Genomic DNA, 20,629 nt, shown 5'->3' on the forward strand with positions numbered 1-20,629 from the left:
TCCGGCCCACGGCCGGGCCCGCGGGCCCATTCCGTATCCTGAACGCTCGACCGCAAGGGGGGAGCAACCGCGTGGGCCGGTCCGGGACCGTCGCGCGGCGCATCGGGCGGGCCCTGACGGCCCCGGTGCGCTGCTGGAGGAGCCTGTCGTGGTGGCGCCGGGCGCTGGTCGCGCTGGGGCTCGCGGTGGCCGTACCGGTCGCCGCGCTGGGCTCGGTGTTCGTCGCGATCCGACTGCACTACACGGGTGAACCGGCCGCCGAGGCCCGCACCCGGGGCCGGGACGCCGTCTGGCTCGGCCACGCGTGGGTGGACGGCCGCAAGACCGACGCCGACGTGGCGGCGCTGGCCCGGCAACTGGCCGGCACCGGCGTGCGCGACCTGTACGTGCACACCGGCCCGCTGGAGCACGACGGCTCGCTGCCCGCGTCCGTCCACCCGCAGGCCCGCTGGTTCACCGCGGCGGCCCACCGGGCGCTGCCCGGGGTGCGGGTGCAGGGCTGGCTGGGCGACGAGGTCAAGCCGGAGCGGGACGCCCTCGACCTGGACGACGCGCCCACCCGGGACCGGATCACCGCCTCCGCCCGCCAGGTGCTCGACCAGGGCTTCGACGGCGTGCACTTCGACATGGAGCCGATCCGCCCGGGCACGGCCGGCTGGCTGGCCCTGCTCGACCAGGTCCACCCGGTGACGGCCGCCCGCGGCGCCGAGCTGTCGGTGGCGGCCCCGCAGATCGACCCGGTCCCCGGCCTGCACACGGCCGGCATCCTGCTCACCGACCACGGCAAGTGGTGGGACGAGGCGTACTTCCGGGAGACCGCCCGCCGGGTCGACCAGATCGCGGTGATGACCTACGACACCTCGATGCCGACCGAGCCGCTGTACGGCGGCTACGTCGCGCAGCAGACCGAGCTGGCCCTCCGGGCCACCCCGCCGGACGTCGACCTGCTGATCGGCCTGCCGTTCTACTGGGACGACGGGTGGGGCCACTGGGGCCACGCGGAGACCGTCCCGGCAGCCGTCCGGGGCGTCCGGCTGGGCCTCGGGCGGCAGGACCTGCGGCGGGCGAACTTCGGCGTCGCGCTGTACGTGGACTTCGCGGCGACGCCGGAGAACTGGGCGGACTACCGGAGCGGCTGGGTGGATCCGGCGTAAACGTTTCTCCGGTGGCTCGGTTCTCCGGTGGCTCCGTTCTTCTGCGGCCCGGTTCTTCTGCGGCCCGACCGCGGCTCAACCCGCCAGCCGGTGGGCCAGGGCGCCCAGGTAGCGGTGCACGCCGGCGTCCTCACCGGCCAGGTAGCGGGCGACCGCCCGGTCCACCGGCCGGCGGACCTCGCCGCGCTCGGTGACGGTCAGCGAGCAGCCCGGCCCGGCCGGGGTCAGCCGGTACGTCCAGGTGCCGCCGTACGGCAGGTCCGGGTCGGCGATGCCGGTCACCAGCCGGTGCGGGGCCTCGCTCGCCACCACCTCGTAGGTGGTGTGCCCGTGCCGGTCGTACTCGCGCCAGCGCGGGCGGCCGCCGGCTCCCGCGGGCAGCCGCTCGACGTGGGTCAGGCCCGGCCGCCAGGCCGGGTAGAGGTCGATGTCGGTCAGCACGTCCCAGACCGCTCCGGGCGGCTGGGCCAGCTCCAGCCCGCCCTCGGTGAGGTGCTCGACCGGCAGCCGGCGCCCGGCCCGGTCCGCCGCCAGCAGCGCCGTCCCGGCCAGCGCCGCCGCTCCGGCGCCCGCGCCGATCCACAGCCATCGGTTCATCGGTCGGCCCCTTCCGCCCGGCCCCCGCCCCCATCATCGCGCCGCCGCGCCCGGCGGGCGATCCGTCCCGGGGCGTCACCGGTCGGACACCGTGCGTTCCGGTCGGCCGATCTGACTGATCGTCAGTCGCCACGGGCCGGATATCCGCTGGATCACGGCGGCCCGCTCCCCCAGACTGTCCCGGTGCCCGACCGCCTTGCGCATCAAAGCCCGTAGGCTGGGCAGGTAGGGACCATGGAGCGAGCCGTTCCATGGGAGACGAGAGGTTCGACAGGCGGGAGCCGGCCCATCGTTGCCCCGGCGGACCAGCCGAGGCGGTGCCGGTCCGACCGCCGACCGGAGGGAGACGCTGGGTGATCGAGCTGGAAGATGTTCCCGAGTTGATCGACCCGGTGATGGTCTGCGCCTTCGAGGGGTGGAACGACGCGGGCGACGCCGCCTCCGCGGCCCTGGCGCATCTGGACGAGACCTGGGGCGGCAAGGTGATCGCCGCCCTGGACGCGGAGGACTACTACGACTTCCAGGTCAACCGTCCGACGATCTGGCTGGACGGCGGGATCCGCCGGATCACCTGGCCGACCACCCGGCTCTCGGTGGTCCGGGTGACCGAGCCGGAGACCAGGGACGTGGTGCTGGTACGCGGCATCGAGCCGAGCATGCGCTGGCGCTCGTTCTGCAACGAGCTGCTCGGCTTCGCGCACGAGCTGGGCATCGAGCTGGTGGTGATCCTGGGCGCGCTGCTCGGGGACACCCCGCACAGCCGCCCGGTGCCGGTCAGCGGGGTCACCTCCGACCCCGATCTGGCCCGTCGGCTGGACGTGGAGGAGAGCCGCTACGAGGGCCCGACCGGGATCGTCGGGGTGCTCCAGGAGGCGTGCTCGCACGCCGGGGTGCCGGCCGTGACGCTGTGGGCCGCGGTGCCGCACTACGTCGCCCAGCCGCCCAACCCCAAGGCCACGTTGGCGCTGCTGAACAAGCTGGAGGACCTGCTGGACCTGCGCATCCCGCCGGGCGAGCTGGGCGAGGACGCCCGGGCCTGGCAGCTGGGCGTGGACCAACTGGCCGCCGAGGACACCGAGGTGGCCGAGTACGTCCAGCAGTTGGAGGAGGCGCAGGACACCGCGGAGCTCCCGGAGGCCTCCGGGGACGCGATCGCGCGCGAGTTCGAGCGCTACCTGCGCCGGCGGGAGAACGTCGGGCCGACGGGCGAGAAGCCGGTGTCCGGGCACGCGACGGCCGAGCGGCCGGCCGAGCCGGAGGCGCCGGGCACGACCCGGGAGAGCCAGGAGGGGGCCGAGGAGGAGTAGTCCTCCGGCCCCTGGCGGGAACGCCGGTCGGGAACGCCGAAGGGGCGCCGGGACCTCGGTCCCGGCGCCCCTTCGGCGTCGTTGTGCTCAGTCGTGCCCGGTTGTGCCCGGTTGTGCCCGGGAGAGCGTCCGGCGCGCCGGAGACTACAGCGCGACGCCGAGCAGGGCGTCCACGGTGCGGGAGACCAGGCCGGGGGCGCCGATGTCGGTGCCGCCCTCGTTCTCCTGCCGCGCGGCCCAGCGGTCGACGGCGGCCAGCGCGGCGGGCGCGTCCAGGTCGTCCGCCAGTGCAGCCCGGACCTCGCCGAGCAGCTGCTCGGCGGCCGGACCGTCCGGCCGGGAGACCGCGGCGCGCCAGCGGGCGAGGCGCTCGACGGCCTCGTCCAGGACGGCCTTGGTCCACTCCCAGTCCGCACGGTAGTGGTGCGAGAGCAGCGCCAGGCGGATCGCCGCCGGGTCGACGCCCTCACGGCGCAGGGCCGAGACGAAGACCAGGTTGCCGCGGGACTTGGACATCTTGTGGCCGTCCAGGCCGACCATGCCGGCGTGCACGTACGCCTTGGCGTACGGGTGGGCGCCGCTGGCGGCCTGGGCGTGGGCGGCGCCCATCTCGTGGTGCGGGAACGACAGGTCGCTGCCGCCGCCCTGGAGGTCGAAGGTCATGCCCAGGTACTGCAACGCGATGGCCACGCACTCGATGTGCCAGCCGGGGCGGCCGCGGCCGAGCTCGGTGTCCCAGGCGGGCTCGCCCGGGCGGGCGGCCAGCCAGAGCAGCGCGTCCAGCGGGTTGCGCTTGCCCGGGCGGTCCGGGTCGCCGCCGCGCTCGGCGAAGACCGGGCGCATGGCCTCACGGGTGAGGCCGGAGACCTCGCCGAAGTGCGGGTCGGCGTCGACCGAGAAGTAGATGTCGCCGTCCACGTGGTAGGCGGCGCCGGAGGCCAGCAGCTTCTGGACGATCGGGACGATCCACGGGATCGACTCGACGGCACCGACGTAGTGGGCCGGCGGGAGCAGCCGAAGGGCGGTCATGTCCTCGCGGAACAGGGCCGTCTCGCGCTCGGCGAGGGCCGCCCAGTCCTGACCGGTCTCGACCGCGCGCTGCAGCAGCGGGTCGTCCACGTCGGTGACGTTCTGGACGTACAGGACGTCGTGACCGGCGTCCCGCCAGACCCGCTGCACCAGGTCGAAGGCGTTGTAGGTGGCGGCGTGGCCCATGTGGGTCGCGTCGTAGGGCGTGATGCCGCAGACGTAGATCCGGGCGGTGCCGTCCTGCGGCACCACCTCGCGGACCGTGCCCGCTGCGGTGTCGAAGATACGGAGGGGGAGCCCCTGACCAGGCAGGGCGGGAACCTCGGAGGCGGGCCAGGCATGCATGGGATCGACTTTAACCTTGAGAACATTTGAAAGCCTAACCAGTAGCGAAGATCGACTGGATTCGCTTCCTGTCGTTGCCTGACCGCTTCTCGACTGGTAGTGCGCATTCCGTTTCGGGCATACGGCGCGTTCGAGCCCCGACCCCGTGGCACGGGTGAGCGCCCGGCCGGCCCTGCCGCCGACCGGGCGCCCGGCTCCCCGGGGAAAGCGGCCGGAGCCGCTACGACCGCTGCCAGAGGGCCGGCACGTTCGGCGGCTCCCAGCCCGCCATGGCGGTGTGCGCCTGGAGGCAGACGTAGGAGGCGCCGGAGTAGGTGACGCGGTCGCCCGCGCGGTAGGACGTGCCCGGGGTCCAGCTGCCGCCGGGCGGCGGCGTGGTGGGCCCGCCGGTCGGGGTGGCGGTCGGCGTGCCCGTCGGGGTGGCGGTCGGGGTCGGGGTGCCCGGGGTCTGCGGCACGTCCAGCACGAAGTCGAAGGTGCCGTCCTCGCCGGGGCCGTTCTGCCGGATGTTCATCAGCAGTCGGGCGTCGTAGATGGTGTCGGTGCTGTTGCGCGGCTCGCCCGGGAAGTAGAGCTGGGTGGTCAGGATCGGGCGGCCGGGGGCCTGCAGCTTGACGTGCAGGTGCCGGGTGCGGCCCGGGTAGAGGCCCGGGATGATGGTCTCCAGCTTGAAGGCGCCGTTGGCGTCGGTGAACTGGTGGCCGCGGAAGGTGTAGCCGGTGTTGTCGTAGTTGCCGCCGTCGTCGGCCTGCCAGAAGTCCAGCAGCACACCGGAGATGGGCAGGCAGGCGCGGCCGAAGACGTAGCCGCTGACGGTCAGCGGGGTACCGGGGCCGTCATTGACCATCGAGCTGCGCAGCGGGGAGTCCGGCTTGAAGTAGGGGCCCTCGGTCTGCTCGATGGTGGGGTCGTCCCCGTCGTGGCAGTCGGGGGTCAGGCCGGGGACCCGGCCGGTGCCGGCCTGCTCGCGGGCGAGGGCGACCCCGCCGCCGATCAGCAGGGGCGCGACGCCGAGCGCGGCGGCGGCCTTCAGGACGGTCTTGCGGCTGATCATGCCGTCGGACGGGGGCATGCGCCGTCTCCTTCCCGTGGATTTTTCAAGGGGTGGGGGGCGGCCCTTGCCATGGTGGGGGCATGACAAGGGCCGGACCGGCCGCCCGTCCGCGCGCTGGACCGACCGCCGGTGGCCAGCAATGACGTTACGGACCGTCCGATGCCACGGCGATGGACATGATCCGGGGATCGTGGTGATTTCCGTCGACCCGGGTACGGAACTCCCCCGGGGTCATCCCGGTCTCCCGCCGGAAGAACCGGCAGAAGTACGCCGGATCCGCGAAGCCCGCCTCCCGGGCCACCTGACGGATCGTCAAATCCGTGCAGGCGAGCAGCCGTTTGGCCTCCAGGGTCTGCTGCCGGCGGATCAGCCCGCCCGGGGTGCGGCCGGTGGCCTGCTTGACCAGGGTCTGCAAGTGCCCCGGGGAGACCCCCAGTTCCTGGGCGGTGGAGGCCACCGAGTGCCGCACCCCGCCGGGCCGGGCGATCAACCGGGTGAAGGCGGCGGCCAGTTCGGCGGGCCGGGTGGCCACCGCGGGCCGGTCGCCCGGGGTGCAGGCGCGCAGCGCCCGGACGATCAGGATGTGCAGGCTGGCCCGCAGCACACCCTGGTAGCCGGGCGCCATGGCCAGGTACTCCTGCTCCATGTCGGCGAGCAATCCGGCGACGGCGGCGGCGTGTTCGCCGAGCCCGATGCCGGGCCGGGTGGCCAGGGCGCGCAGCGCGGCGAGATCCTGCGGATGGCCCAGCAGGAAGTCCTCGTTGAACAGGACGACCCGGCCGGCGAGTCCTTCGGTGTCCGCCCAGTGGTGCACCTGGCCGGGCGTGATCACGCACAACTGCGGTGGCGCCAGGGGCCCGTGGACCAGGTCCAGGACATGGGCACCGCAGCCGCCGGTGACCAGGACGATCTCGTAGAACGAGTGGCGGTGGGGGAAGTTGGCCCGGGAGAGCGGGCCGATCGCGTCGAAACTACCGATGGCGAAGGGCAGTAGGTGGGGCAGCGGGACCTGCAGGCGGTGCAACGGCAGGTCCGGCGCGGTTCGGGGGGTGGTCCGTCGCACGTCCATCGGAGCAGTGTGCGACCTATTCCGGTAACAGGTCCAGACCACCCGCGGGTAACCCCACCGTGGCGCCCAGGTGGTGTCAGACCGGCGGCCAGGGGATCGCGGGCCAGTCCGCGGAGGGCAGCGGGTGCTTGCCCGAGTCCCGCAGTCCGGCCACCCGGGCCCTGGTGGCCGCCAGTTCGGCGCCGGTCAGGTGCGGGGCCAGCCGCTCGGCCAGCTCCCCGTCCAACTGCTCGGCCAGCCGGGCCAGCACCTCCAGCGCCTCGGCGGGCAGCGGATCGCCCGCCCAGCCCCAGAGCAGCGTGCGCAGCTTGCCCTCGGTGTTGAAGGTGACGCCGTGGTCGATGCCGTACACCCGGCCGTCGGCGGCGGGGATCAGGTGGCCGCCCTTGCGGTCCGCGTTGTTGAGCACCGCGTCCAGCACCGCCATCCGACGCAGCCGCCGGTCGTCGTGGTGCACCAGCAACGCGGTGCGGCCGCCCTCGACCTCGGCCCGGACGATCGGCAGCCAGCCCTCCTCCGGGCCGGTCGGGTCCTGCAGCGCCAGCAGCGGCTCGGCCTCCGGATCCGGCTCCACCCACAGCTGCACCATGCCGGGCCCGTGCGGCCCCTCGCGCAGCACGGTGGGCGGGATCAGCCCCCAGCCGGTCGCCGCGGACAGCTCGTACGCGGCGACCTCACGGCCGGCCAGCGTGCCGTCCGGGAAGTCCCACAGCGGGCGCTCCCCGGCCACCGGCTTGTAGACGGCCTGAGCGCTCAGCGAACCGTGCTCGACGGTGCAGTACAGCGCGGCGTTGGAGGCGTCGGTGAGCCGGCCGTGCACGGTCAACCCGCCCTGGCGCAGCAGCGCGAGGGCGGTCGGCACGTCGGCCGCGAGGGCGGCGGCGGCCGCCGGGTCGGCCTGCGGCGGGGTCTCGGTGTTCAGCGCCGGTAGCCGTTCGCGCGCGGGCACAGGTGGCCCTCCGGGTCCAGCGGGAGGTTGCAGAACGGGCAGGGCTTGCGACCGGCCGCGACCAGGTCCAGCGCGCGCTTGGCGAACACCCGGGCCATCGCGCCGGTCAGCCGCACCCGCAGCATGTCCGGGCCGTGCTCGTCGTCCTGGAGGGCGGCCGGCTCGTCCTCCTCCTCGTCCTCGTCCTCGTCCTGCTCCACCAGCGCCTGCGCCTCGACCACCAGGCAGGCGTCCACGCTGTCCCAGGCCAGCGCCATGGTGCCGACCCGGAACTCCTGCTCCAGCGGCAGGTCCAGCGGGGCGGTGTCGAGCAGGTCCTTGGGCGCGGTGGCCGGGATGGCGGCGTCGCCCCCGCTGCGCCGCAGCGCCTCGTCCAGGACCTCCTCGATCCGCTCGGCGAGCGCGGCGACCTGGTTCTTCTCCAGCAGCACGCTGGTGATCCGGCCCCGGGCGCTGGCCTGCAGGTAGAACGCCCGGGCGCCGGGCTGGCCGACGGTGCCGGCCACGAACCGTTCGGGCTGGTCGTAGAAGAAGACCTGACGGGTCACGCGCTAGCTCCGGATCGGTTGTCCAACTGGGCAGGTGGTCGAACTGCGGGGCACTCATCAGTCACCCTACGACCTCAGGGGCCCGGCCGGGGAGCCGAGCGGGGGGCCGCGGGGCGGGGTGGCACCCGCGGGCCCGGGGCGTGCCGCCCGGGCCGTCGTCCCCGGGCTCCCGTGCCTCGGGCCGCACCGGTCAGGCGGTGCCGCCGACCACCGCGTCGCCGGCCGGGGTCGTCGGGGCGGCGGAGGCGGTCGGGGGTTTGGGCGCGAGCGAGGAGAGGTCGCCGGTGTCGCCCATCCTGAGCACGAAGGGCCGCTGCGGGGTGTAGCGGATCGCGGTGACCGAGCAGGGCTCGACGCTGATCCGCTGGAAGTGGTCCAGGTGCAGGCCGAGCGCGTCGGCCACCACCGCCTTGATCACGTCCCCGTGCGAACAGGCCAGCCAGACCGCGTCCTCGCCGTGCTCGGCGGCGATCTTCGCGTTCCACTCGCGGACCGCGCCGACCGTACGGTGGCTCAGCTCGCGCAGCGACTCGCCGCCCGGGAAGGCCGCGGCGGCGGCGTGGTCCTGCACCGTGCGCCAGAGCGGCTCCTTGGCCAGCTCGGCCAGCGGGCGGCCGGTCCACTCGCCGTAGTGGCACTCCCCCAGCCGCTCGTCCTCGGCCGGCGGGCCCAGTTCGGGGCGGGCGGCGAGCAGCGGCTCCAGGGTCTGCCGGCAGCGCTCCAGCGGGCTGCTGACGGCCTGCGCCAGCGGGATCCCGGCCAGCCGCCCGGCCAGCGCGGCGGCCTGCGCGCGGCCGGTGTCGTCCAGGTCCACGCCGGGGGTCCAACCGGCCAAGATTCCGGCGGTGTTCGCGGTCGAGCGGCCGTGGCGGACGAGCAACAGGGTGGGCATGGGGCTCAGCCTACGGCCTCCGGGCGGTGCCGTGGGGCGGGCCGGGGCCGCCGTGGGGCGGGCCGGGCGGGGCCGGGCACCGGGCTCGGCTCCCGGCCTCCCGCCCCGCCGGGCCGTTCCGGGGGACAATGGCCAGCATGATCGTCCACTGCGCCGCGTACCAGGACGGCCGCCGGATCGGGGCCTCCGAGGACCTGACCGACTCGCTCACCGCCGCCCGCGAGGCCGGACCGGGCGCCTTCGTCTGGATGGGCCTGTTCGAGCCGACCGTCGAGGAACTCGACCGGGTCGGCAAGGAGTTCGCGCTGCACCCGCTGGCCGTCGAGGACGCCGTCAGCGCCCACCAGCGCCCCAAGGTGGAGGCCTACCAGGGCTCGCTGTTCGTCGCCCTCAAGACCCTCGGCCACCATGCCGACACCCACGCCGTCACCAGCGGCGAGGTGATGGTCTTCCTCGGCCCGGACTTCGTGATGACCGTCCGGCACGGCGCCGACACCCCGCTCAGCGGTCTGCGGGCCCGGCTGGAGCAGCAGCCCGAACTGCTGCGCTACGGGCCCAGTTCGGTACTGCACTCGGTCTGCGACACCGTGGTGGACGGCTACGTCGAGGTGGCCGCCGCGCTGCAGGTCGACCTGGACGAGCTGGAGGCGGACGTCTTCGCCCCCGGCCGGATCGGCCGCGACACCGCCGGGCGGATCTACGGCTACAAGCGCCAGGTGATGACCGTCCGCCGGGCCGCCGTCCCGCTGCTGGAGCCGATGCTGCGGCTGGAGCGCGGCGCCCCGTTCGTCCGGTCGGAGACCGCCCCCTACCTGCGGGACGTCGCCGACCACCTGGCCCGGGTGAACGACCAGGTGGACGGCATGGACCGGCTGCTGTCCGACATCCTCGGCGCCAACCTGGCCCAGGTGAGCGTGCAGCAGAACAACGACATGCGGAAGATCTCGGCCTGGGCGGCGCTGGCCGCCGTACCGACCATGATCGCGGGCGTGTACGGGATGAACTTCGACGTGATGCCCGAACTCCACGAACCCTGGGGGTACCCGGCGGTGCTGTCGCTGATGGCGCTGGTCTGCGCGGTGCTGCACCGGGTGTTCAAGCGGCACGACTGGCTGTAGCGCCGCCCGTCCCCGTCCTGCGTGACCGGGCCCGTCCCGCTCTACGTGGCTAGGCCAGCCTGGCCCGGTCCAGGGCCTCGACTCCGGTGCGCAGCGCCTGGATCCGCTCGTCCAGGGTGAAGCCGGACGGGGCCAGGGTGAGGGTGGTGACGCCGGCGTCGGCGTAGGCCTGCATCCGGTCGGCGATCCGGGCGGTGTCGCCGATCAGCGAGGTGGCGTCGATCAGGTCGTGCGGGACGGCGGCCGCGGCGCCCGCGTAGTCCTTGGCCAGGTACTTCTCCTGGATCTCGTCGGCCGCCTGCTCGTAACCCATGCGCCGGGTCAGCTGGTTGTAGAAGTTCTTGTCCTTGCTGCCCATGCCGCCGATGTAGAGCGCGGCGTAGGAGCGCAGGCCGTCGACCCCGGCCTTGATGTCCTCGCCCACCGCGATGTTCACGGTTGGGCAGAGGTCGAAGCCGTCCAGCGTCCGGCCGGCCTTGGCGCGGCCGGCCCTGAGCGCGTCCAGGGACAGCGCGGAGTGCTCGGGCGAGAAGAAGATGCCGAGCCAGCCGTCGGCGATCTCGCCGGTCAGCTCCAGGTTCTTCGGGCCGATCGCGGCGATGTAGAGCGGGATCTGCTCCCGCACCGGGTGCACGGTCAGCTTGATCGGCTTGCCCGGCCCGCCCGGCAGCGGCAGGGTCCAGTGCGCGCCCTCGTGCACCAGGCGCTCCCGGGACATCGCCTTGCGGATGATCTCCACGTACTCGCGGGTGCGGGCGAGCGGCTTGTCGAACTTCACGCCGTACCAGCCCTCGGAGACCTGCGGGCCGGAGACGCCCAGGCCGAGCCGGAAGCGGCCGCCGGAGAGGGTGTCCAGGGTCGCGGCGGTCATCGCGGTCATCGCCGGGGTGCGGGCCGGGATCTGGAAGATGGCCGAACCGACGTCGATCCGCTCGGTCTTGGCGGCGACGAAGCTCAACACGGTCGCGGCGTCCGAGCCGTACGCCTCCGCCGCCCAGCAGACCGAGTAGCCGAGCCGGTCGGCCTCCTGGGCCACCGCGATGTTGTCGGCATCCATGCCGAGTCCCCAGTAGCCGAGGTTGATACCGAGTCGCATGTGCCGAACCTTCCAGTCGGGTGGGCTTGGTGGCGAGGGTAGCCGCGCACGCACGGGTCATGCTACTGACGGGTAGTGGTGGTCTGGGTCACACCGGGCGGATTGATCGTTCTGCGGGTCTGCGCCCCTGCCCGGGCACCGGCCGCTACGCTCAGCCGACGTGGGGAACACTCTCCCCACCTGCGCGTTTTCAGGGCCACCGGGCCACCGGGGCCACCGGCCAGTGGAGGGCCCGCCCGATGGAAAAGCGTCACCTCGGCCGTACCGGCCTGCAGGTCTCCCGCCTCGGCCTCGGCACCATGACCTGGGGCCGGGACACCGACGAGCACGAAGCCGCCGAGCAGCTCAAGGAGTTCGTCGACGCCGGCGGCAACCTGGTCGACACCGCCGACGTGTACGCGGACGGCGGCGCCGAGTACCTCATCTCCCGGCTCACCGACAACCTGGTTCCGCGCTCCGAACTCGTCATCGCCACCAAGGCGGGCAGCGTCCCCGAGTCCACCCGCCGCTTCGACGGCTCCCGCGGCCACCTGCTCGCCGCCCTGGACGCCTCGCTGCGCCGGCTCGGCACCGACTACGTGGACCTGTGGCAGGTGCACGCCTTCGACCCGACGACCCCGGTCGAGGAGACCCTCAGCGCCCTCGACATCGCCGTCGCCTCCGGCCGCGCCCGCTACGCCGCCGTCTGCGACTTCAGCGGCTGGCAGCTCGCCAAGGCCGCCACCTGGCAGCGCGCCCACCACGACCGGATGCCGCTGGCGGCGGCCCAGTTGGAGTACTCGCTGCTGCAGCGCGGCATCGAGCGGGAGGCGCTGCCCGCCGCGCTGGACGCCGGGGTCGGCGTCCTGGCGGGCTCGCCGCTCGGGCGCGGGGTGCTCACCGGGAAGTACCGGCACGGCATCCCGCAGGACTCGCGCGGCGCCTCGCCGTACCTGTCCGGGTTCGTCCAGCCGTACCTCGGGGAGCGCTCCCGGCGGATCGTGGACGCCGTCGCCACCGCCGCCGACGGGCTGGCCAGCAGCCCGCTCGCGGTCGCGCTGGCCTGGGTCCGGGACCGGCCCGGGGTTGCGAGCGCGCTGGTCGGAGCACGTACGGTGGCCCAGCTGCAGGCGGCGCTGTCGGTGGAGGCGCTTACGCTTCCGGGAGAGATCCGCGGCGCGCTGGACGACATCTCGTCGCCGGTGCACCGCTACCCGGACCAGGGGTGGACGGAGCTGTAGCCGCCCCCGGGGCGGGTCGTCGAGCAGAACGTGCAGTGGACGTGCAGTGGAACGTGCAGTGGAGTGACCTTTGGAGCGGACGACGATGAGTGACACGGGCAACGGCGCTCCGGAGGAGACGGCGGCCTCGCCGACCGGCAAGGCGGCGGAGCTCGCGGCGGTCATGGAGCAGATGCGCCGGATCGAGCAGCGGGCGGCGAAGCCGGGGGCCCACCGACTGGGCCGTGCCGAGCCGAAGGCTCCGGCGGCGCAGGAGGCCGAGGGCGCCGAGGGTGCTGAGGGTGCCGACGGTGCTGAGGGTGCCGAGGATGTCGAGGTGGAGGACGCCGGGACCGCGGCCGCCGAGGAGCCGACAACCGATGGTTCGACGGCTCCCGAGCCGGCCGCTGCGGCCGTCCCCGCCGACCTGCCCACCCCGGCTGCCGTAGCCGCACCGACCCCCTCGGTCGGGCAGCCGCCGGAGCCGAGCGCGGACGTGCTCCGGCGGACCGCCGAGGTGCTGACCGCCGGTGGCGCCCCGGCCGAGCTGGCGGCCGCCGCAGTGGCCGCCTTCGGCGACGACGCGGCCGCCCGGCTGGACAAGGACCCGTGGGCGGTGCTCGGCCTGCCCGGTGTGCGCCCGGAACACGCGGACCACTTCGCCCGTGGACTGCTCGGCGCCGAGGCCACCCCGGACGACAAGCGCCGGGCCCAGGCCCTGGTGGTCTGGCTGCTGGAGCAGGCGGCGCTGCGCGGGCACTCGGCCCAGGCACTGCCGGACGTCGCCGCCGGACTCGAAAAGCTCCGGATGCCGGAGCCGGCCGCCGCGATCGGGCACGCCGTCGCGGACGGACGGGTACTGCCCTTCCAGGAGGAGCTGACCGGCGCCGAGGCGCAGGCGGCGGGCGGCGGGGAGGAGGACGAGCCGCCGACCCGGACGCTACTCGCGCTGGAGGGGCTGGCGATGGCGGAGGTCAGCCTCGCCGAGAAGCTGCTCCAGCTGATGGCCACCTTCGTACCGGGCGAGGACGCCGAGCCCGCAGACACCGAGCCCGAGAACGCCGAGACCGAGAACCCCGAGTCGGCGGACGCCGAGCCCGCGGAGGAAGCGGAGGAGCCGGAGGACGCCGAGGCCACCCCCGTCGCCCCCGGCCCCGCCGCCTGGGAGGCGGCCGCCGAGGCGGCGTCGTCCTCCTCCGCCACCGCCCTGATCCGGGCCGTCGCCGACAGCCCCCTCGTCCTGCACACCGGCGGTGAGGCGGCCCGCGCCGAGCCGGCCGCCCTGGTCGCCGCCGCCCGGGGGCTCGGGCTGCGGACCTGGGCCGCCACCTGGACCGACCAGGGCAAGGAGTCCTTCGGCTCGCTCGGCGAGGCCGGGACCCCGGTGGTGACCCTCGCCGAGCTGCTGTCCGGTACGGCCGGCCCGGGCCGGGCCGCCGACGGCACGCTCGCCCTGGACCTCCTGGTGGTGCTGGACGCACAGCTGCTGGACGTCGAACTGGCGGCCGTCGTGCTGGAGTCGCTCGCCGACGGCACCCGACTGGTGCTCAGCGGGGACCCGGGGCAGCTCTGGTCGGCCGGCCCCGGCCGGTTCTTCGCCGACCTGCTGGCCGCCAAGGTCTGCCCCGCGGTCGCCTCCCGCACCCCGGACTTCGGCCCGATCGGCGAGCTGGTCTCCGGGGTCGGCATCGGCGAGCTGCAGCCGGTCGAGGCGCCGGACAAGGAGGTGGTCATCCTGACCGCCAAGGACGGCGGCGAGGCCGTCCACCGCGCCGTCCAGCTGCTCACCGACTCCATCCCGCGCGCGCTCGGCATCCCCGCCGAGCAGGTGGTGCTGCTCACCGCGGGCCACGGTGGACCGGCCGGCACCCGGGCGCTGAACGCGGCCGCGAAGGCCCGGCTGAACCCCGGCCCCGGCCGCTTCGGCGGGTTCGACCCGGGCGACCGGGTGGTGGAGTCCCCCGCGCCCGGGATCACCCGCCCGGCCCGGGTGCTGGACGGCGACGCGACCGGCCTGCACCTGGAGTACCCGGACGGCTCGCGCCGGACGGTCCCGCCCGCCGAGGCCGGCCGGCTGCGGCACGGCTGGGCGCTGACCGTCCACCAGGCGCTGGGCCGCCGCTGGCCCGCCGCGGTGGTCGTGGTCCCGGAGGACGCCGGGCCGGCGCTCTCCCGGCAGTGGGTCTACACCGCGTTCGGGCGCGGCGAGCGGCACCTGTCCGTGGTCCACGCGGCGGGGCCGGCGCTCGCCCAGGCCGTCGCCGAGCGCCCGGCGCAGCCGCGCACCACCCGGCTGCGGGCGGTGCTGGCGGAGAACACGGCCGCCGAGCAGTAGCCGGCGGGCGGTTCACGCACGGAGGGCGGGCCCGGTGTTCCGGGCCCGCCCTCCGTGCACGTGCGTCCGACGTCAGTCCTCGGGGTCCTCGTCGTCGTAGACCTCGCTGACGTCGAACCGGCAGATCAGCAGCTGCGGGTCGGCGTGCTCGAAGGGCTCCGGCAGCCACTCCCCCGGCTCGGTCGGCTCGGCCGCAGCGACCCAGAGCGTCGAGTCCGCCTCCTCCAGGCCGAACTCCTCACTGCGGGCGGCGATCTCGTCCGGCTCGTACTCGCCGAACAGCACGCCGATCGCGGAGTTGACGCCGCCGGCGCCACCCGGGGTCAGCGACTCGTCGAGCCGCTCGGCCTGCGCGCGCAGCCGCTTGGGGTCGACCACGTGGTAGTCGCGGCGGATCAGCACGCTGATCGCCTCGGGCTGTTCCGGGCCGTGGTAGCCGCCCGGTCCCTCGTCGCCGGGGATCTCGAAGGGGGTGACCTCGTCGTAGACCTCGTAGAGGAGTTGGTCGTAGGCGATGGCCGCCGTGGCGAGCTGCTCGTAGGCAGTGGACACGGCGGGATCATCAGCTGCGTTGGGGCTTGACACCGCTTCCAGATGACGGTCGATGGCGGCCTTGACCGCCTCAGCGGCGGCGCGTACCTCGGCAATGGTGGGCTGCGCGGCATCAGACATGGTGCAGACGCTATCTCCCCTCGGCGCCGGTACGCACAGCGGTTGTCACCTACACCCGCGATTTCACCGCAACTTCCCCCCTGATGTCCGATTCCGTCGCTTCTGTCCCCCGGCAGAACCGGCGCGGACCGGGCGCGGAGGGCGCGCGACCGGTCCGGCGGGGCCGTCCGGGTATCGCTTCGCGCGCCGGTATCGGGGTATCCCCTCCACAGCAGCAACAGAACTGATGCACTGTCAGACGAGCGCCCGGGTCGCCCGCCGTCGAACCGTCGCATCGGGACGGGAGGACGGCCGGAAATACCCGGGCCGACTGTCCGGGGCAGGCCGTAGGCTTGCGTGCAGGTGATCCTCAGGAGGAGCGTTTTGACCCCACCGAAGCCGGTCCGGCAGCCGGAGTACGAGTACCAGTCGTTGCGCATGCCGCGCGGCACCACGCGCAATGCGGCCCGCCAACTGCTCACCGAGCACGCCGAGTACGGACACTGGGAGCTCGACCGGCTGAGGCTGTTCCCCGACGGCAGCCGGACGGTCCGGCTGAAGCGGCGGATCATCCGACAGATCCGGAGCTGGTGACGGGCGTCACCCCGAACCCCTGAGGAAGTCCCCGCCGGGCTCAGAAGCACCCGCGGCCGCCCGGTGAACGGGCGGCCGCGGGTGCTTCATTCATTCGACGGAGCCAAGAGGACCGGCGGGGCCGGCGGACGGGCCCGCCGACTCTGCCCGGCCCGGGCCGGGCCTCCCGGACTCAGCGGGCGCCGACACGGGCGCGACGGTAGAGCACGCCACCGCCGATCAGCAGCGCGAGGCCGGCGGCGCCGAGCAGCTCCACGTCACCGGCGCCGGTGTGGGCCAGCTCGGCGCCCGCCGCGACGTTCTGCGCGCTCGGCGCGTTCTGGGCGACGGGGGCGGCCGGGGTGTTGGTGCGGGCGGCGGCCGGAACGGCCTGGGTGCCGCCGCCGTTCGGCGCCTGGGCGGCCGGGGCGGCGGTGCCGGCGGAGCCGCCGTTGCGCGAGCTGCCGGTGCCGGTGTCACCACCGGGGGCGGGCGGCGGGGTGTGGCCCTCGGGGCAGTCGTCGGTCGGCTTCGGGGCGGGCTGGGCCACCGTGCCGCAGCCGTTGCCGAAGGCCGGGTTGCCGACACCGACCACGTTCACCGAGTTGCCGCAGGCGTTCACCGGGACGTGCACCGGGGCCTGGACGTTGTTGCCGGAGATCACCCCGGGCGAGCCGGCGGCCGTGCCGGCGGCGGAGGCGCCCGAGGCGGTGGTACCCCGGCTCGCACCGGTACCGGAGGCGACACCGCCGCCGGGTCGGCCGCTCTGGCCGGGCCGCGGGGCGGCATGGCGGCCGCCGCCGCTGCTGACGTTGGCGCAGTGGTTGCCGTACGACGGGTTCAGTACGCCGATCACGTCGACCGTGTTGCCACAGGCGTTGATCGGCACCTCGACCGGCACCTGCACCGAGTTCCCCGAGGCGACACCCGGTGATCCCGCGGCGGCGCCCTGCGCCTCGGCGCCCGCATAGGCGTAGCCGGCCGTCGAGGCCAGCACGCTGCCGGTGGCCACGGCGGTGAGGATCCCCTTCTTGGCGACATTCCTCATGATTTCCCCTGACGTTTCGAAACGGCGTGGCGACCTTGACATGAACCTGTATTAAAGTCGGAATTTTGGTCCATCCGGAAATCACCCAAGGTCTTCGACTGCACAGGAGTTAACGAGGGGCAAACGGGGAGGTTGAGCCGAACGAAGCAGCTTCACCCGATCGAGCGATCGGGGCGGTCGGACCTTGCCGAGCCCCCGGAACTCCTGGCCGGCAGGCGCGCCCGGCCCAGCGGCCCGGGTCGCGCAAAGGCCCCCGGCGCGACGCGTCCGCCGCCCGGGGGCCGTTCTCAGTCTGGCTCAACGGGCCTCAGCAGCCCGGAGGTTGACTCAGAAGTTGGCGCAGTGGTTGCCGAACGCCGGGTTCAGCACGCCGATCACGCTGACGGTGTTGCCGCAGAGGTTCACCGGGACGTGCACCGGGACCTGAACGCTGTTGCCCGAGACGACACCCGGGGAGCCCACGGCCGCACCCTCGGCAGCGGCACCGCCGTGGGCGGACGCCACACCGGCGGCGGCGAGCACCAGGCCACCGGTGGCGGCGGCGACAGCGGCGATCTTCTTGACCTTCATCATTCCTCCTGTACGGACAACGCAACCCGTTCGGCGGGCTGCACAGGGATGAACGACGCTGCGGCAAACGGGGTACGGAACAGATTTGCCATTCACTCGCAACGGTGAGGCTTCGCACAGATGATCAACACGGATTTCCATAGCTGAATCGTTTCTGTTGATCTCTTTCGACCCGTCCCACAATCATGAGCTCGGACAATGCGGTCGGCCCGCCCCCGGCACTCCGGGAACGGGCCGACCCAGTCGTCTGATCAACCGGCGCGCGATCAGCAGGCGCGCGATCAGCAGGCGTCGATGAACCGGTCCAGCACCCGGACGCCGAACTTCAGGCCGTCCACCGGCACCCGCTCGTCCACGCCGTGGAACATCCCGGCGAAGTCCAGCTCCGGCGGCAGCTGCAGCGGCGCGAAGCCGAAGCAGCGGATGCCGAGGTCCTGGAAGGACTTGGCGTCCGTCCCGCCCGACAGGGTGTAGGGCACGGCGCGGGCGATCGGGTCCTCCGCGCGCAGTGCGATCTGCATCGCCTCGACCAGCGCGCCGTCGAAGCCGGTCTCGATCGCCCGGTCCGAGTGCAGCGACTCGCGCTTCACGCGCGGGCCGAGCACGCTGTCCAGCTCGGCCAGGAACTCCTCCTCGTAGCCGGGCAGGAAGCGCCCGTCGACGTGGGCGGTGGCCTGACCGGGGATCACGTTCACCTTGTAGCCGGCGCCGAGCATGGTCGGCTGGGCGGTGTTGCGGAAGGTGGTGCCGATCATCTTGGCGATGCCGCCGAGCACCCGGACCACCTCGTCCATGTCCTCCGGGTCCAGCCGGTACCCGAGCACGTCCGACAGCTCGTCCAGGAAGGCCCGCACGCTCGGGGTGATCCGCAGCGGGAACTTGTGCCGGCCGAGCCGGGCGACGGCCTCGCACAGCTCGGTGATCGCGTTGTCGTCGTTCGACATCGAGCCGTGCCCGGCCCGGCCCTCGACCGTCAGGCGCATCCAGTGCATGCCCTTCTCGGCCGTCTCCACCAGGTAGAACCGGGCCTGGTCGTTCACCGTGAAGGAGAAGCCGCCGACCTCGCCGATGCCCTCGGTCACGCCCTCGAACAGCTCCGGGTGCTTGTCCACCAGGAAGCGCGCGCCGTACGTGCCGCCCGCCTCCTCGTCGGCGAGGAAGGCGAGCACCAGGTCGCGCGGGGGCTTGCGGCCGGTGCGCAGGCGGTCCCGGACGACCGCCAGGGTCATCGCGTCCATGTCCTTCATGTCGACCGCGCCGCGCCCCCACACGCAGCCGTCGGCGATCTCGCCGCCGAAGGGGTCGTACGTCCAGTCCGCGGCGTTGGCCGGCACCACGTCGGTGTGGCCGTGGATCAGCAGGCCCGGACGGGACCGGTCCTCCCCCTCGATCCGGACCACGGTCGAGGCCCGCCCCTTGGCCGACTCGAAGATCTGCGGCTCGATCCCGAACTCGGCGAGCTGCTCGGCCACGTACTCGGCGGCCTTGCGCTCCCCCGGACCGGAGCCGTCCCCGTAGTTGCTGGTGTCGATCCGGATCAGATCGCGACAGATCTCGGCGACCTCCGACTCAGCCGTCACCTTCGGCGCCGCCGACTCGCTCCGCTCGCTCACGGTCACTCCTCGTCTTGGGCCCGCACCGACGCACCAGCGCGCCTCCCCCAGGACCTGCACCCGGGCCGTACGAGCACGTCCGCCCATCCTCCCCCAGCCCCCGATCCCGATCCAGCCCCCGCACGCCCCCGAAACCCGCTGGTCACACCCCCGCCACAGGCCGCCCCTTGCCCCCGCCACCAGGCCCGCTCCCCGCTCCGGAGCCGTTTTGGGACCCCAAGCCGATCTTTGCTACAGTTACATCTGTCAGCGCGACGGACGAGAGATCGGAAGCCGCGAGGACGACACCTGGTCCGGGTGGCGGAATGGCAGACGCGCTAGCTTGAGGTGCTAGTGCCCTTTATCGGGCGTGGGGGTTCAAGTCCCCCCTCGGACACCGAACAAGAGGACCCCAGTTGATCTGGGGTCCTCTTCGTTTTCCGGTTCGTTTTCCGGTTTTTCCGGCGGGTTCGGCGGGTGCGGGTACCGCGGCTCGGCGGCAACGCCCTTGTGGTGGAGCGCAGTTCGCCGTCCGGCCCCGGCCGGGGCCGGGCTCGGGGTCGGACGGCGTCGGCCGGTCAGGCCCGGCGGGTCTCTCCGATGGCGCTCTCGATGCCCTGGACCATCCGCCACAGCGGGGCCCGGCGGCTGGCGACCAGGACCACCACGTCGTCGGCCTCGCCCTCGCCCTCCGGGGCGGAGTCGGCGGGGCGGTCGCTCCAGGTGGAGGTGACGAAGGCCATCGCCGCGTCCACTTCGGCCACCCAGTCGCTCTCGCCGCCCGAACGCAGCCAGGTGCGCAGGGCGTGGTTGTGCGCGGCGACCACGGCGGCCGCGATCACGTCGGCGCGCAGGGGGCCGTCCGGGCGGTCGGCGTAGCGGCCGCGCAGGTAGGCGGCGAGGGTGTGCTCGTAGCGCCAGACCACCGACAGCTCGTACGCCCGCAGGCCGGGGACCTTGCGGGTGAGGCGGTAGCGCTGGACGGAGAAGGAGGGCTGCTCGGCGTACATCCGCAGGACCAGGCGGGCGGCGTCGCAGGCGTGCTTGACCGGGTCCTCCTCGCCGCTGCCGGACTCCAGGAACTCCGTCATCTCGGCGAGGCTGCGCTCGTGGTCGGGGAAGACCACGTCCTCCTTCGCCGGGAAGTAGCGGAAGAAGGAGCGTCGGCCGACGCCGGCGAGCGAGACGATGTCGTCGACCGTCGTCTGCTCGAAGCCGCGCTCCAGGAAGAGCTCGAAGGCCGCGGCCACCAGCGCCTCGCGCATGGCCGGCTTCGAGGGCCCGTCGTTCATGGGCAGGTCCTGCTCTTCCTTCTCGCTCATTCTCCGGAACTTAGCACCGGCGCAACGGGTCGGCCCCGACGGCCGGTGGGTGGAGCGGGTCGGCCGTCGGGGCGGGTGGGGGCGGTCGTTACGGGAGGTTGCGGGCCATCACGATCCGCTGGACCTGGTTGGTGCCCTCGTAGATCTGGGTGATCTTCGCGTCCCGCATCATCCGCTCCAC

Annotated in this window: 20 protein-coding genes and 1 tRNA gene; 7 read left to right on the top strand and 14 right to left on the bottom strand. The window is 73.6% G+C overall.

The genetic code is table 11. The features are described 5' to 3' along the window. The first annotated feature begins 71 nt into the window (after positions 1-71). Positions 72-1,154 (top strand): hypothetical protein, encoded by a 1,083-nt coding sequence (locus tag ACIP4P_RS22750; protein WP_400921047.1) that lies wholly within the window; start codon positions 72-74, stop codon positions 1,152-1,154. 75 nt (positions 1,155-1,229) lie between these two features. Here ACIP4P_RS22750 and ACIP4P_RS22755 read toward each other — a convergent pair whose 3' ends face one another. Continuing rightward, positions 1,230-1,751 carry an SRPBCC family protein gene (locus tag ACIP4P_RS22755; RefSeq protein ID WP_400921049.1) on the bottom strand — a complete coding sequence of 174 codons (522 nt, stop codon included), beginning with the start codon at positions 1,749-1,751 and terminating at the stop codon, positions 1,230-1,232. A gap of 353 nt (positions 1,752-2,104) precedes the next feature. Between ACIP4P_RS22755 and ACIP4P_RS22760 the strand changes: the two genes are divergently transcribed. Next, the gene (locus ACIP4P_RS22760; protein ID WP_400921051.1) at positions 2,105-3,058 is read left to right on the top strand and encodes a PAC2 family protein; all 954 of its coding nucleotides are present in this window, start codon (positions 2,105-2,107) and stop codon (positions 3,056-3,058) included. 144 nt (positions 3,059-3,202) lie between these two features. Here ACIP4P_RS22760 and mshC read toward each other — a convergent pair whose 3' ends face one another. The 6 genes from mshC to ACIP4P_RS22790 form a co-directional block, all read right to left on the bottom strand. Next, complete coding sequence (mshC, locus tag ACIP4P_RS22765; protein WP_400921053.1) at positions 3,203-4,432, bottom strand: cysteine--1-D-myo-inosityl 2-amino-2-deoxy-alpha-D-glucopyranoside ligase; 1,230 nt, start codon at positions 4,430-4,432, stop codon at positions 3,203-3,205. A gap of 220 nt (positions 4,433-4,652) precedes the next feature. Further along, positions 4,653-5,504: a carbohydrate-binding protein gene (locus ACIP4P_RS22770; protein ID WP_350517266.1), complete on the bottom strand. Its 852-nt coding sequence runs from the start codon at positions 5,502-5,504 to the stop codon at positions 4,653-4,655. 127 nt (positions 5,505-5,631) lie between these two features. Then, positions 5,632-6,555 carry an AraC family transcriptional regulator gene (locus tag ACIP4P_RS22775; RefSeq protein WP_400921055.1) on the bottom strand — a complete coding sequence of 308 codons (924 nt, stop codon included), beginning with the start codon at positions 6,553-6,555 and terminating at the stop codon, positions 5,632-5,634. Between the two features lie 76 nt (positions 6,556-6,631). Next, complete coding sequence (locus ACIP4P_RS22780) at positions 6,632-7,504, bottom strand: SCO1664 family protein (protein WP_400921057.1); 873 nt, start codon at positions 7,502-7,504, stop codon at positions 6,632-6,634. Next, positions 7,474-8,052, bottom strand: coding sequence for a DUF3090 domain-containing protein (locus tag ACIP4P_RS22785; protein WP_350517268.1), 579 nt, complete (start codon positions 8,050-8,052; stop codon positions 7,474-7,476). Before ACIP4P_RS22785 ends, ACIP4P_RS22780 begins: the two co-directional genes overlap by 31 nt. 190 nt (positions 8,053-8,242) lie before the next feature. Next, positions 8,243-8,944, bottom strand: a complete 702-nt coding sequence (locus tag ACIP4P_RS22790) for a histidine phosphatase family protein (protein WP_350517269.1) — start codon at positions 8,942-8,944, stop codon at positions 8,243-8,245. 137 nt (positions 8,945-9,081) lie between these two features. Between ACIP4P_RS22790 and ACIP4P_RS22795 the strand changes: the two genes are divergently transcribed. Beyond that, entirely contained in the window at positions 9,082-10,062 is a 981-nt protein-coding gene (locus ACIP4P_RS22795) for a magnesium and cobalt transport protein CorA (protein ID WP_400921060.1), read from the top strand. A gap of 49 nt (positions 10,063-10,111) precedes the next feature. Here the strand turns inward: ACIP4P_RS22795 and ACIP4P_RS22800 are convergent, their stop codons facing one another. Further along, positions 10,112-11,158: an LLM class F420-dependent oxidoreductase gene (locus tag ACIP4P_RS22800; RefSeq protein WP_400921062.1), complete on the bottom strand. Its 1,047-nt coding sequence runs from the start codon at positions 11,156-11,158 to the stop codon at positions 10,112-10,114. A gap of 239 nt (positions 11,159-11,397) precedes the next feature. Here ACIP4P_RS22800 and ACIP4P_RS22805 point away from each other — a divergent pair, with 239 nt between their 5' ends. Together ACIP4P_RS22805 and ACIP4P_RS22810 are read left to right on the top strand one after the other, a co-directional pair. Continuing rightward, entirely contained in the window at positions 11,398-12,378 is a 981-nt protein-coding gene (locus tag ACIP4P_RS22805) for an aldo/keto reductase (protein WP_400921064.1), read from the top strand. 85 nt (positions 12,379-12,463) lie between these two features. Further along, complete coding sequence (locus tag ACIP4P_RS22810; protein ID WP_400921066.1) at positions 12,464-14,692, top strand: helix-hairpin-helix domain-containing protein; 2,229 nt, start codon at positions 12,464-12,466, stop codon at positions 14,690-14,692. A gap of 72 nt (positions 14,693-14,764) precedes the next feature. Here the strand turns inward: ACIP4P_RS22810 and ACIP4P_RS22815 are convergent, their stop codons facing one another. Further along, positions 14,765-15,364: a hypothetical protein gene (locus tag ACIP4P_RS22815; protein ID WP_400921068.1), complete on the bottom strand. Its 600-nt coding sequence runs from the start codon at positions 15,362-15,364 to the stop codon at positions 14,765-14,767. A 363-nt stretch (positions 15,365-15,727) separates the two neighbouring features. Here ACIP4P_RS22815 and ACIP4P_RS22820 point away from each other — a divergent pair, with 363 nt between their 5' ends. After that, the gene (locus ACIP4P_RS22820; RefSeq protein ID WP_350517275.1) at positions 15,728-15,937 is read left to right on the top strand and encodes a DUF5703 family protein; all 210 of its coding nucleotides are present in this window, start codon (positions 15,728-15,730) and stop codon (positions 15,935-15,937) included. 172 nt (positions 15,938-16,109) lie between these two features. Here the strand turns inward: ACIP4P_RS22820 and ACIP4P_RS22825 are convergent, their stop codons facing one another. From ACIP4P_RS22825 to ACIP4P_RS22835, 3 genes are all read right to left on the bottom strand, one after another. After that, positions 16,110-16,964: a chaplin gene (locus ACIP4P_RS22825; RefSeq protein ID WP_400921069.1), complete on the bottom strand. Its 855-nt coding sequence runs from the start codon at positions 16,962-16,964 to the stop codon at positions 16,110-16,112. A gap of 327 nt (positions 16,965-17,291) precedes the next feature. After that, positions 17,292-17,534 carry a chaplin gene (locus ACIP4P_RS22830; protein WP_400921070.1) on the bottom strand — a complete coding sequence of 81 codons (243 nt, stop codon included), beginning with the start codon at positions 17,532-17,534 and terminating at the stop codon, positions 17,292-17,294. 281 nt (positions 17,535-17,815) lie between these two features. Continuing rightward, positions 17,816-19,147, bottom strand: coding sequence for a M20/M25/M40 family metallo-hydrolase (locus tag ACIP4P_RS22835; protein ID WP_350517278.1), 1,332 nt, complete (start codon positions 19,145-19,147; stop codon positions 17,816-17,818). A 291-nt stretch (positions 19,148-19,438) separates the two neighbouring features. On the opposite strand from ACIP4P_RS22835, the gene ACIP4P_RS22840 reads away from it, so the two are divergent. After that, positions 19,439-19,523, top strand: a tRNA-Leu gene (locus ACIP4P_RS22840). Positions 19,524-19,704: 181 nt separating this feature from the next. Here ACIP4P_RS22840 and ACIP4P_RS22845 read toward each other — a convergent pair. Beyond that, positions 19,705-20,391, bottom strand: a complete 687-nt coding sequence (locus ACIP4P_RS22845; protein WP_400921091.1) for a TetR family transcriptional regulator — start codon at positions 20,389-20,391, stop codon at positions 19,705-19,707. 145 nt (positions 20,392-20,536) lie between these two features. Then, positions 20,537-20,629: acyl-CoA dehydrogenase family protein (locus ACIP4P_RS22850; protein ID WP_132919430.1), on the bottom strand; the 93-nt coding region annotated here is incomplete at its 5' end.

This window comes from Kitasatospora sp. NPDC089509, assembly GCF_044749365.1.
Classification (GTDB): domain Bacteria; phylum Actinomycetota; class Actinomycetes; order Streptomycetales; family Streptomycetaceae; genus Kitasatospora.

Coding starts and splice junctions, on each gene's coding strand:
- ACIP4P_RS22755 (WP_400921049.1), bottom strand. CDS start 1,751: ATGAACCGATGGCTGTGGATCGGCGCGGGCGCCGGAGCGGCGGCGCTG.
- mshC (WP_400921053.1), bottom strand. CDS start 4,432: ATGCATGCCTGGCCCGCCTCCGAGGTTCCCGCCCTGCCTGGTCAGGGG.
- ACIP4P_RS22770 (WP_350517266.1), bottom strand. CDS start 5,504: ATGCCCCCGTCCGACGGCATGATCAGCCGCAAGACCGTCCTGAAGGCC.
- ACIP4P_RS22775 (WP_400921055.1), bottom strand. CDS start 6,555: ATGGACGTGCGACGGACCACCCCCCGAACCGCGCCGGACCTGCCGTTG.
- ACIP4P_RS22790 (WP_350517269.1), bottom strand. CDS start 8,944: ATGCCCACCCTGTTGCTCGTCCGCCACGGCCGCTCGACCGCGAACACC.
- ACIP4P_RS22795 (WP_400921060.1), top strand. CDS start 9,082: ATGATCGTCCACTGCGCCGCGTACCAGGACGGCCGCCGGATCGGGGCC.
- ACIP4P_RS22800 (WP_400921062.1), bottom strand. CDS start 11,158: ATGCGACTCGGTATCAACCTCGGCTACTGGGGACTCGGCATGGATGCC.
- ACIP4P_RS22805 (WP_400921064.1), top strand. CDS start 11,398: ATGGAAAAGCGTCACCTCGGCCGTACCGGCCTGCAGGTCTCCCGCCTC.
- ACIP4P_RS22810 (WP_400921066.1), top strand. CDS start 12,464: ATGAGTGACACGGGCAACGGCGCTCCGGAGGAGACGGCGGCCTCGCCG.
- ACIP4P_RS22815 (WP_400921068.1), bottom strand. CDS start 15,364: ATGTCTGATGCCGCGCAGCCCACCATTGCCGAGGTACGCGCCGCCGCT.
- ACIP4P_RS22825 (WP_400921069.1), bottom strand. CDS start 16,964: ATGAGGAATGTCGCCAAGAAGGGGATCCTCACCGCCGTGGCCACCGGC.
- ACIP4P_RS22830 (WP_400921070.1), bottom strand. CDS start 17,534: ATGAAGGTCAAGAAGATCGCCGCTGTCGCCGCCGCCACCGGTGGCCTG.
- ACIP4P_RS22845 (WP_400921091.1), bottom strand. CDS start 20,391: ATGCGCGAGGCGCTGGTGGCCGCGGCCTTCGAGCTCTTCCTGGAGCGC.